General features: G+C 70.5%; 8 protein-coding genes and 3 tRNA genes. 3 read left to right on the top strand and 8 right to left on the bottom strand.

The genetic code is table 11. The features are described from left to right. The first annotated feature begins 220 nt into the window (after positions 1 to 220). From AB0M67_RS09640 to AB0M67_RS09650, 3 genes are all read left to right on the top strand, one after another. Complete coding sequence (locus AB0M67_RS09640) at positions 221 to 2,182, top strand: hypothetical protein (RefSeq protein WP_365744358.1); 1,962 nt, start codon at positions 221 to 223, stop codon at positions 2,180 to 2,182. Between the two features lie 384 nt (positions 2,183 to 2,566). Then, on the top strand, positions 2,567 to 4,102 hold the full coding sequence (locus tag AB0M67_RS09645) for a N,N-dimethylformamidase beta subunit family domain-containing protein (RefSeq protein WP_365744360.1): 1,536 nt from the start codon (positions 2,567 to 2,569) through the stop codon (positions 4,100 to 4,102). A gap of 202 nt (positions 4,103 to 4,304) precedes the next feature. Continuing rightward, entirely contained in the window at positions 4,305 to 5,204 is a 900-nt protein-coding gene (locus tag AB0M67_RS09650) for a phosphoribosylaminoimidazolesuccinocarboxamide synthase (RefSeq protein WP_365744362.1), read from the top strand. Positions 5,205 to 5,337: 133 nt separating this feature from the next. On the opposite strand, the gene AB0M67_RS09655 is transcribed toward AB0M67_RS09650, so the two are convergent. From AB0M67_RS09655 to AB0M67_RS09690, 8 genes are all read right to left on the bottom strand, one after another. Beyond that, positions 5,338 to 5,410, bottom strand: a tRNA-Gly gene (locus tag AB0M67_RS09655). A gap of 22 nt (positions 5,411 to 5,432) precedes the next feature. Beyond that, positions 5,433 to 6,044, bottom strand: coding sequence for a response regulator transcription factor (locus AB0M67_RS09660; protein ID WP_365744364.1), 612 nt, complete (start codon positions 6,042 to 6,044; stop codon positions 5,433 to 5,435). Further along, on the bottom strand, positions 6,041 to 7,576 hold the full coding sequence (locus AB0M67_RS09665; RefSeq protein ID WP_365744366.1) for a histidine kinase: 1,536 nt from the start codon (positions 7,574 to 7,576) through the stop codon (positions 6,041 to 6,043). The genes AB0M67_RS09660 and AB0M67_RS09665 overlap by 4 nt, the downstream gene beginning before the upstream one ends. A gap of 39 nt (positions 7,577 to 7,615) precedes the next feature. After that, positions 7,616 to 8,440 (bottom strand): ABC transporter permease, encoded by an 825-nt coding sequence (locus AB0M67_RS09670; protein WP_365744368.1) that lies wholly within the window; start codon positions 8,438 to 8,440, stop codon positions 7,616 to 7,618. After that, on the bottom strand, positions 8,437 to 9,405 hold the full coding sequence (locus tag AB0M67_RS09675) for an ABC transporter ATP-binding protein (protein WP_365744370.1): 969 nt from the start codon (positions 9,403 to 9,405) through the stop codon (positions 8,437 to 8,439). The genes AB0M67_RS09670 and AB0M67_RS09675 overlap by 4 nt, the downstream gene beginning before the upstream one ends. A gap of 157 nt (positions 9,406 to 9,562) precedes the next feature. Further along, positions 9,563 to 9,635 (bottom strand) — tRNA-Gly (locus AB0M67_RS09680). Positions 9,636 to 9,716: 81 nt separating this feature from the next. Further along, a tRNA-Gly gene (locus tag AB0M67_RS09685) sits at positions 9,717 to 9,788 on the bottom strand. A 152-nt stretch (positions 9,789 to 9,940) separates the two neighbouring features. Then, positions 9,941 to 10,276, bottom strand: a complete 336-nt coding sequence (locus AB0M67_RS09690; protein ID WP_365744372.1) for an Lsr2 family protein — start codon at positions 10,274 to 10,276, stop codon at positions 9,941 to 9,943. Positions 10,277 to 10,468: the final 192 nt, after the last annotated feature.

Raw genomic sequence — 10,468 nt, forward strand, 5'->3', positions numbered from 1 at the left:
GCCGCACGGCCTCACCCACCCCCGCGCGTCAGCAGCTTTACCCAAAGCCATTCCATCGAGTGACCGTTGGGCCATCCGGATGACGGGTCTCCAGGGTCCAACTAGGGTGCGGCGCAGGCTTTCCGGCACTTGGCCCATCGGCATTGCGATGTCAGTGACGGGTGCCACAGTGGGGGAGTGAGCAACGCAGGCCGCACGGCAGAGGGGGTGAGGTCCGACCATGTCCGGTTCCGGTATCCGTGAGGAGATGGGTGCTCAGGGCGCCCGTGTACGGGCTCTCGCCGTGCTGCGCATCCGCAGCAGGGCGCTGGCCGTGGCGCTGCTGCCCGCCGCTGTCGCCGTCGTACTGCTCGTCGGCGGGGCCACGGGCCGTATCAGCGGCGGAGGCTGGGACATCGCGCGCTGGGCCGTGACGGGGTTCGCGCTCGCCGTGCTGCTGCTCGCGGGCGCCGTCGCCGCCGTGGTCGCCCGTGCCAGGCCCGCGCTCAGCCCCACCGTCCCGGTCACCGAGAAGGCCGCCCCCGACCTCTACCGGCTGGTGCGCGATCTCGCGGAGCGGCTCGATGTGCCCGCGCCCTCCGCCATAGCGCTGACCCCGGACTGCGACAGCTGGCTGGAGGACCGTACGCATCCGGCGCACGCCGAGGCGCTCTCCCGTACGCACTCGGACCCATTTACGCGTCACCGCGCGCTGTCCGGCTTCGGAAGCGGCCGTCGGCGCGCCGCCCGGCGGAGCCCCGCCGCCCCCGTCCTCGTGATCGGCTCGCCGTTCCTGTGGTGGATGCGGGTCGCCGAGCTGCGCGCCGTACTGGCCCCGGTCGTGGCGGGTACGGGACCCTCGGCGCATCCGGACATAGCCGCGGCCCGCCGGTTCGTTCGGGGGCTGGACGCGGCGGTGGCTGTCGCGTCCCGGCCGGGCTTGGGGCCGATACGACGGGTGGCGCTGGGTTTTGTCGGCCGGATCGCCAAGCTGCTGCTGCGCGGCTGCGGCGAGCATGCCGCGCTGATGGAGCGCGGCGTGGCGGCAGCCGCGTCCGAGCGCGCACAGGCGGTGGACTACGGTCTGCGGATCGTCGCCCAGGAACAGGTCGGTCTCGCGTACGCGGGCTGGGACCGGTTGCTGACTCGGGTCGCGCTGCCCGCTTGGCGCATGGGCCGCTGGCCCTCCCGGCTGGACGCCGGCGTGGTGTCCGCCCTCACCGAGCTGTCCCGTCGCGACAGCCTTGCCGAGGGCTTCGCCTCCCGGCTCGGTGAGCGTCCCGCCTGCGATCTGCTCGAAGAACCGGGCGTGGTCGACGAGGCGGCCTCCCTGCTGGCCGCCCGCCTCTTCCACGGCGGCCCGGCCGAGGCGGGCCCGGACTGGTCCCCGGTGGACTGGCAGCAGTATCCGGAAGAGGTCGTCGACCGTAAGTGGCGTACGGAAGCGGCCAGGCTGCACCGCGTCCTCGACACCATGGGGGTACGGTGCTCCGCCGACCCCGCGGGCTCCGCCCTGAGCCCGGGCCCGACCCTGGAACGGGTCATCGACCATCTCTCCCGGCACGACGCCGGGGCGGACGGGCCCACCGGGACTCGTGGCTTCACCATGGCCGGAGGGGCGAGCGAGACCAGCGACCCGGCCGGAACAGCCGACACCGCCGGAGCTGCCAACCCGGCCGGAACCAGCAACACCAGCAACACCAGCAACACCAGCAACACCGCCGACACCGGCCGACCAGCAGACACCGCCGACACCGCCGGAACGGCTGCGACCGCCAGGGCCGGTGGCGAGGGCGGCGACGCCTGTGAGGCCGGCGACGCCCTGGCCGCGGGCATCAGCGCGGAGCTGGCCCGCGAGGAGGCGGCGGCGGCCCCGTCCGCCCCGGCCGAGGCGGCGAGCGACGCCCTCGCGCTCTGGGGCACCGATCCGCTGCCCCTCTTTCCGCTCCAGCCGCCCCGCAGCGGCCGTGAGCTGCTCGCCGACCATGTCACGGCGATGGTCTGCTGCTCCGCCGTCGATACGGCGGGCGCCGTGCCCGGCCTCGACTGGCTCGACGGCCCGGCACTCCTGATCGACGGCGAGCGCCGAGCGGATCTGGGCGGGCGCGTCCTCAGCCTGGTCGAGGGCGGCGACGCCGAGCCGCTCCGTTCCTGGCTGGTCTCGCTCGGTGTACGGGCCGAGAAGCCCGTACGCCTGGTGTGAGTCCCGCCACACGCCGCTCAGACCCGCCACGCACCCGCCCGAGGGCCCGAAATCCCCTTACGCCGCACGACAGCGCACGACAGCGCACGGTACGGGGCTGGGCGATGGGCCCGGCGACAGGCCCGGCGCAGCCCCGCGCACGGCGATGGGAGCCCACCCTTTATCACACCGTGCATCACCATTGTCGCCTTCCGTTAAGGTTAATTCGCAACGAACGGTGACGGAGTGCGTGCGTAATGTGATGTGCTGGGGATCGCCGCTTACACCCGACCGCTTCACCGGCCGGATAAACGGTCGTATCACCGGCGCGTCGGCGCTCGCGTCGGCGCATTTATCAACGGTCGTGCCACCTGATGGCGCGGGGGCTCGGAGGAGGGGCGCACCATGGGGGCGGATCAGATCCGGCGGTGGGAATCGGGCGCGCTCGCCCACGCGGTCAGCGATCCTTTCGGCCAGGGCCCGCTGCCCTGGCTGCGCGGCAGTGAGAACTACTTCGACGACACCGGCCATGTCGTGCCCTGGTACGCCGATCCACACCTGGGCAGCGGCAGCCAGGGCAACCACGCCGGCCAGGGCAACCACGCCGGTCACGGCCACCACGGCGGCCATCACGGCGGCAGCGCAGGCAGTGGTGGCACCCGTACCGCCGACGACGTACGACGCCAGATCAAGGGCTTCGCGTCCACCGGCGCCGTCGCGCCCGGCGAGGCCATCGACTTCCATGTCACCGTCGACCCGCCCCAGCAGTTCTCGGTCGACATCTACCGGATCGGGCACTACGGCGGCGACGGCGCCCGCAAGATCATCACCAGCCCCCGGCTCTCCGGAATCGTCCAACCGCCCCCGCTCGCAGCCGACCGGACCGTCTCGTGCCATCACTGGTGGCTCTCCTGGCGGCTCCAGATCCCGGAGTTCTGGGCCCTCGGCGCCTACGTCGCCGTCCTCACGACGGTCGACGGCTACCGCTCCCACATCCCCTTCACGGTCCGCGACAGCCACCCCGCCGACCTGCTCCTGCTCCTCCCCGACATCACCTGGCAGGCCTACAACCTCTATCCCGAGGACGGCCACACCGGCGCCAGCCTCTACCACGCCTGGGACGAGGAGGGCCGGCTCCTCGGCGAGCGCGACGCCGCCACGACCGTCTCCTTCGACCGCCCCTACGCGGGCGCGGGGCTGCCCCTCCATGTCGGCCACGCCTACGACTTCATCCGCTGGGCCGAGCGGTACGGCTACGACCTCGCCTACGCCGACACCCGCGATCTGCACGCGGGCCGCGTCGACCCCAGCCGCTACCGGGGCCTGGTCTTCCCCGGCCATGACGAGTACTGGTCCGTCCCCATGCGCCGGACGGTCGAGGCCGCGCGGGACGGCGGCACCTCACTCGTCTTCCTCTCCGCCAACACCATGTACTGGCAGGTGGAGTTGGGACCCTCGGCCTCCGGCGTCCCCGACCGGCTGCTCACCTGCCGCAAGCGACGCGGTCCTGGCCGCCCCGCGCTCTGGCGTGAGGTGGACCGGCCGGAGCAGCAGCTGCTCGGTATCCAGTACGCGGGCCGTGTCCCCGAGCCCCGCCCCCTGGTCGTACGGAACGCCGATCACTGGCTCTGGGAAGCCACCGGCGCGACCGAGGACGATGAGATCGAGGGTCTGGTCGCGGGTGAGGCGGACCGTTACTTCCCGCGCACCGCGCTCCCCGAACACCGGGACCGGATCCTGCTCGCGCACTCCCCGTACCGCGATCTCGACAACAGCAGGCGCCACCAGGAGACCTCGCTCTACCGGGCCCCGTCCGGCGCGCTCGTCTTCGCGTCGGGAACCTTCGCGTGGTCACCGGCACTGGACCGGCCCGGTCATGTGGATCCCCGTATCCAGCGCGCGACCGCCAACCTCCTGGACCGGATCTGCAAGCGGGACTGAGGGGCCAGGGAGCCGACCGCGCACACAGCCGACCGCGCACACACCCAACCGCCCACACACCCAACCGCCGCCCACACACCCGGCCGGCCGCGCGTCTTCGGAATGGAGTAAACGGCTCACGGCACCCCTGCGAGCTGGGACTTCCCGCATACGGGAGAATCGAGGCGATCTCTCAGATCGGACAGAACCACGGGGAGGAACCGTGTCCGGATTCGTAGAAAAGCCCGAGCCCGTCGAGGTGCCGGGTCTGGTACACATCCACACCGGCAAGGTGCGGGAGCTGTACCGGAACGAGGCGGGCGACCTCGTGATGGTCGCCAGTGACCGAATGTCCGCGTACGACTGGGTGCTGCCCACCGAATTCCCCGACAAGGGCCGGGTGCTCACCCAGCTCTCGCTCTGGTGGTTCGAGAAGCTCAGCGACCTCGTGCCCAACCATGTGATCTCCACCGACCTTCCCCCGGGCGCCCCCGCCGACTGGGCCGGCCGCACGCTCATCTGCCGGTCGCTCCGGATGATCCCGGTGGAGTGCGTCGCCCGTGGCTATCTGACCGGCTCGGGCCTCGCCGAGTACGAGCAGACCCGCACCGTCTGCGGGCTCGCGCTCCCCGAAGGGCTCACGGACGGCTCCGAGCTGCCCGCCCCGATCTTCACGCCCGCCACCAAGGCGGCCGTCGGTGATCACGACGAGAACGTCCCGTACGAGGAAGTGGCCCACCAGACCGGCGCGGAGACCGCCGCCCTGCTGCGCCGGACGACTCTCGACATCTATGGCAGGGCCCGGGACATCGCCCGCGACCGGGGGATCATCCTCGCCGACTCCAAGTTCGAGTTCGGCTTCGACGGCGATCACCTGGTCCTCGCCGACGAGGTGCTGACCCCCGACTCCTCGCGTTTCTGGCCGGCCGCCACCTGGGAGCCGGGCCACCCGCAGCCGTCGTACGACAAGCAGTACGTACGCGACTGGCTGACCTCCCCGGCCTCCGGCTGGGACCGCCGGAGCGAGCAGCCGCCGCCCCCGCTGCCGCAGGTGATCGTCGACGCGACCCGCGCGAAGTATCTGGAGGCGTACGAAGTCCTCACCGGCCTGAGCTGGCAGTAAGCCCCGGCCCCGCACGAGCCGGGGCCGGTGCCGGGGCCGAAAGACGTCACCGGAACACGACGTCACCGGAACACGACGTCACCGGAACACAGAGAAGCCCCCCGATCGATTCGACCGGGGGGCTTCCGCACTGAGCGGACGACCAGGTTCGAACTGGCGACCTCAACCTTGGCAAGGTTGCGCTCTACCAACTGAGCTACGTCCGCGTGCGCCGTGGCGCGGAGCCAACTATACCCAACCTCGCTCGCGTGCGAGACGCACCGCCGTATGCCGGTTCTCCGCCCCCAGTTTGGAGGCCGCCGACGACAGATAGTTCCGTACGGTCCCCTGCGACAGCGACGCGCGCTCCGCGACCTCCGAGATCGGTGCTCCGTCCGCCGCCAGCTCCAGGACCTCGGCCTCCCGTGCGGTCAGCGGCGAGTCCCCGGCCGAGATGGCGTCAGCGGCCAACTCGGGGTCGACGAAACGGTTCCCGGCGTGGACGGTACGGATGATCTCGGCGAGCTGCCGCGCGCTCACCGTCTTCGGTACGAAGCCCCGTACGCCCGCGGCCAGTGCCCGCTTCAGATGGCCGGGCCGGCCATGGCTCGTCACGATCATCGTCCGGCAGCCGGGCAGATCGGTACGGAGCGATGTGGCGACTTTCACACCGTCCGCGCCGGGCATCTGGAGATCCAGTACGGCCACATCGGGGCGGTGGGCCCGTGCCATCGCCAGCGCCTCGGGTCCGGAGGCCGCCTCGGCGACCACGACGAGATCGTCTTCGAGCGCGAGCAGCGCGGCGAGCGCACCCCGGATCAGATGCTCGTCGTCGGCGAGCAGGACGCGAACAGGACTCATACCGTCACTTCCTCGCCGGTCTCGGTCTCGCCGGTCTCGCCGGTCTCACTGGTGAGAGTCCCGCCGGCCTTGCCGACCTCGCCGCCCGCATCGGACACGGGACGGACGCGCCCGGTGTGCCCCGGGTGTCCTGTGTGCCCCGTGGGCTCGGTGACCGTCCTCGGCAGCGGCACCCGCGCGGTCAGTACGAAGCAACCGTCCGCCGTACTCCCCGCTTCGAGGGTCCCGTCCAGCGCGGCCAGTCGCTCCCGCAGTCCGGCGAGCCCGGAGCCTTTCCCGGACAGTCCCGATCCGCGTCGCGCGAGCCCGGCGCCCTTCCCGGCCAACCCGTCGGCGCCGGCGGCCGGCACCCCGTCGTTCTCCACGGTCAGGACCGCCTCCCGGCCGCGGGATCCACCGCCGTATCCGCTGCCGGACCCACCGCCGGACCCATCGCCGGACCTGCGGCGCCCGGCCAAGGGCCCGGACTCCTCGGACTCCCCGGTCCGCGACAGCCGTACGGTGCACCGCCGGGCGTCCCCGTGCCGCAGCACATTCGTCGTCGCTTCCCGTACCACCCACCCGAGAGCCGACTGGATCTCGGCGGACAGCCCTTCGACATCGCCGCCGTTGATCCGGCAGTCGATGCCCGCCGCCTTCAACACCCCCCGGGCCCCTTCCAGTTCGGTGTGCAGATCCGCCTCCCGGTAGCCGCGTACGACCTCCCGTACCTCCCGCTGCGAGTCCTGCGCGATCTGCTGCACCTCGGTCATCTGGGTCACCGCTCCCGGCCGGTCACGCTCGGCCAGCTGGACCGCCAGCTCGCTCTTCAGCGCGATCACCGCGAGATTGCGGCCCATGACATCGTGCAGATCGCGCCCGAACCGCAGTCGCTCCTCCGCGATCGCGAGCCGCGTATGCAGCTCGCGTGCCTCGTCCAGCTCCCAGACGACGCTGACCAACCAGGCCGAGAAGACATAGGTGACGGCGAGAGCCGCACTCGTGGCGGTGACCCCGGCCGCGTTCGCGACGGCGTTGTTCCACTCCAGCCCCAGCACCAGACTCATGACCGCCGTCCCGGTCGCCGTGCCGAGCACGGCGTACACCCTGTGCGCCGCCGTGCGCAGGCCCAGAGCGATCGCCGCCAGGCCGAAACCGGCGATCCCCATCAAGAGAAACGCGTAGCTCTGATCCTGTGGAATGGAATTGGCATTCCGCAGTGCGAGCAGGGTGATGATGCCTCCGCCGGTCAGCGCGGAAACGCTCAGAATCAGCCGTACGGGCTGCTCACGTCGGCCGAGACGCCAGTCCATCGCCATGGACAGCAGCACACCGCAGATCACGGCATGCGTGATGACCAACAGGAACAGCCAGCCGCCGAGCTGCCCCCCGACCTCGCCCCCGGCCCCGTCGAAGAGCTGCGGAACGCCGATCGCGCCGACTTCGAGGCCCACGAGGGCATGGAACGTCCAGCGGGTGTAGAGCTCCACCTTGACCATGTTGCTCCTGGCCGGCCCGCCCCTGCCGTTCCACCAGCCCGTCAGTCTGGACATCGCGCCCTTCCTCGGTGTCCTGGTGCCTGTGTCCGTGTCTCAGCGACGTGGCTCCCAGCGGAACCATCGCTGTACAGCAAACACTGAGAGGATGGTCCAAACCAAGGCGCTCAGCGCCGCGCCGAGCAGGTCGTACCCTTCCGTCCCGCCGAGCCAGCCCGCGCGGATCAGTGTCATGGTCCCGGTCACCGGCAGCAGTTCGCAGATCGAGGCCATGCGCTCCGGCAGCGCTTCCAGCGGGATGAACAGCCCCGAGCCGATCACCGAGACCATGAACAGCGGCATGGTGCTGATCTGAGCGCTCTCGACGGTACGGGTGAACGCGGAGGTCACGGCGGCCAGCGCGCTGAGCAGCAGCAGCCCGATCAGCAGCCCACCGACCAGCACCACCGGCTGCTGCGGCGCGCGGACATCGAGGAACACGACTCCGGCGGCGATCATCACGGCGGACTGTACGAACGCCAGCCCGGCCGCCGGCAGCGCGGTGCCGATCAGGATCTCCCGGTCGGACGCCTCCATCGTGCGCAGCCGCTTGAGTACGAGTTCCTCACGCCGCGCGGTGTACGCGGAGGTGAGACTGCCGTAGACGGCCAGCACCAGCACCATGCCGATGCCGCCGGTCATCGCCGCCTCAAGGGCGCTGAACCCGGTCTCGCCGAGGTCGAGCTCGCCGAGCGACTGTCTGATCGCCACGATCATCCCCAGCGGCACGAACAGGGCGGTGAACAGCGCCGTTCTGTTCCGCAGGAGGAGCGAGAACTCGGCCCGGCCGAGCGACTTGAGGCGGTCTCCGGTCGTTGTCGTCCGTATGCCGGTTTCCCCGCTCCGGAGGCTTTCCGTCTTCTTCGAGCTCACCGTGCTCATCGCGCGTCCACCGTTCCCGCCGTTCCGACCGTTCCCGCTGTTCCCGCTGTTTCCGTCGTTTCCGTGCCGCGCGCCGCGATATCGAGAAAGGCCTCTTCGAGGGAGGCGGACCGCGCGTCCAGCGCCTCCAGCTCCACCCCCGACTCCTCGGCCCATCGGAGGAGTTCGCTCAGATCCCGCTGGAGCCGTCGCGTACGGATCTCCACCGCACGTCCGTTGGCCGCCGCCCGCAGGGACAGCGGGAGCCGTCCGGCGGGGATGTCCTCGGGCAGGACGAAGCGGATCCGGGCCGGCCGGGAGGCGGTCACCTCGGCCGGGGTGCCGGTGACATCGATCCGGCCCCGGTGCATGATCGCCAGCCGGTCGGCGAGGGTCTCGGCCTCCTCCAGATAGTGCGTGGTCAGCAGCACGGTCGTGCCGCCGTCCCGCAGCTCCCTGATCAATTCCCAGGTGTCGCGCCGTCCTTCGGCGTCCAGCCCGGTCGTCGGCTCGTCGAGGAAGAGCACCTCGGGGCGGCCGAGCAGCGCGAGCGCCAGATCCAGGCGCCGCTTCTCCCCGCCGGACAGCTGCTTGACCCGTACGCCGGAGCGCTGGGTGAGCCCCACCAGAGCCAGCGCCTCGGGGGTGGGCCGTGCCCCGGTGGTGCAGCCGGCGCACATCCGTACGGTCTCGGCGACCGTCAGATCGGACGGGAAGCCGCCTTCCTGGAGCATCACCCCCATCCGGGGCCGGACGGACGTCCGCTCGGTGTACGGATCATGGCCGAGCACCCGGACCGTGCCGCCGCTGGGCCGGGCGAGGCCCTCCAGCAGTTCGACGGTGGAAGTCTTGCCGGCGCCGTTCGTCCCCAGCAGCGCGAACAGTTCCCCGCGCCCCACGGAGAAGGAGATACCGTCCACCGCTGTGAAGCCGCCGGCGTATGCCCGCCTCAGCTCTTCCACCTCGATTACCGCGTCGTTCATCATGCTTCGAGGTTTCCGCCGGAGCGGTGGGGACGGCAGTGCGCGGTGTCATCGCGGCGGATGACATTTGTCATCGGCGGCGCGGACACGCACCGGGACATCGGGACACCGGGACAAACGAAGAAGGCCCCGGTCAAAGCGACCGGGGCCTTCATCTCTGAGCGGACGACCAGGTTCGAACTGGCGACCTCAACCTTGGCAAGGTTGCGCTCTACCAACTGAGCTACGTCCGCACTGCGTCGGAAGTCCGACGCGAGCACCACTCTACCTGATCCAGATGAACCAGCGGACCACTGGATCGGAGAGCGATGCAGAGCGGGTGACAGGAATTGCACACTGCGCCTCCCCCTTGGAAAGGGGGCGTTCTACTACTGAACTACACCCGCACGCTGCTTGGGGTTTGGCCTTTCGGCCTTGCCCCTCGGCGTGGTCCAAACTCTAGCCGATCAATGGGGGTGCTGTGCAACTCCGTGCGCCTCGGGGCGCACTGTCCGCGGGACCGGGTCGCGCCGAGCCCGCGGACCCGGGCGCCGTGGGCTCAACTCGCCTCGCGGAACGCCTCGTACACCCGCTTGGGGATCCGGCCCCTGGCCGGCACCTCCATCTTGTGGGACTGCGCCCAGGCGCGGACCGCCGCCGGGTCGGGCGCGAGGGTGGTGTGCTGGTAGGTGGTGCGAGACTTGCCGTGCTTGCTGGCGTTTGTCTGCTTTCGGCCTGCGGCCATGAACGGTGCCAGGGCCTTGCGCAGTTTCTTTGCATTGGCGGGATTGAGGTCGATCTCGTACGACTTCCCGTCCAGGCCGAACGTGACCGTTTCCGCCGCTTCTCCTCCGTCGATGTCGTCGGAGAGCGTGACCACTACGCGTTGCGCCACGGATATCGGTCCTTTCCTGCGGTACCGCCCGCCTCCGTCGCCGCCGGGAAACGCGGCTGACGTGCGGTGATACCGGCCTTCCGGCTGTTATGGGGCAATGCTGCTTTCTTCTGTATTCCTTTGTACAGCGGCAGGCGTCGCATTGTGAAGCCCAGCCAATTACATCAGCGTGTCCCACGGCAATGGCGGATG

The organism is Streptomyces sp. NPDC051662, from assembly GCF_040681655.1.
In the GTDB taxonomy this organism is placed as follows: Bacteria; Actinomycetota; Actinomycetes; order Streptomycetales; family Streptomycetaceae; genus Streptomyces.

Coding starts and splice junctions, on each gene's coding strand:
- AB0M67_RS09640 (WP_365744358.1), top strand. CDS start 221: ATGTCCGGTTCCGGTATCCGTGAGGAGATGGGTGCTCAGGGCGCCCGT.
- AB0M67_RS09645 (WP_365744360.1), top strand. CDS start 2,567: ATGGGGGCGGATCAGATCCGGCGGTGGGAATCGGGCGCGCTCGCCCAC.
- AB0M67_RS09660 (WP_365744364.1), bottom strand. CDS start 6,044: ATGAGTCCTGTTCGCGTCCTGCTCGCCGACGACGAGCATCTGATCCGG.
- AB0M67_RS09665 (WP_365744366.1), bottom strand. CDS start 7,576: ATGTCCAGACTGACGGGCTGGTGGAACGGCAGGGGCGGGCCGGCCAGG.
- AB0M67_RS09670 (WP_365744368.1), bottom strand. CDS start 8,440: ATGAGCACGGTGAGCTCGAAGAAGACGGAAAGCCTCCGGAGCGGGGAA.
- AB0M67_RS09675 (WP_365744370.1), bottom strand. CDS start 9,405: ATGATGAACGACGCGGTAATCGAGGTGGAAGAGCTGAGGCGGGCATAC.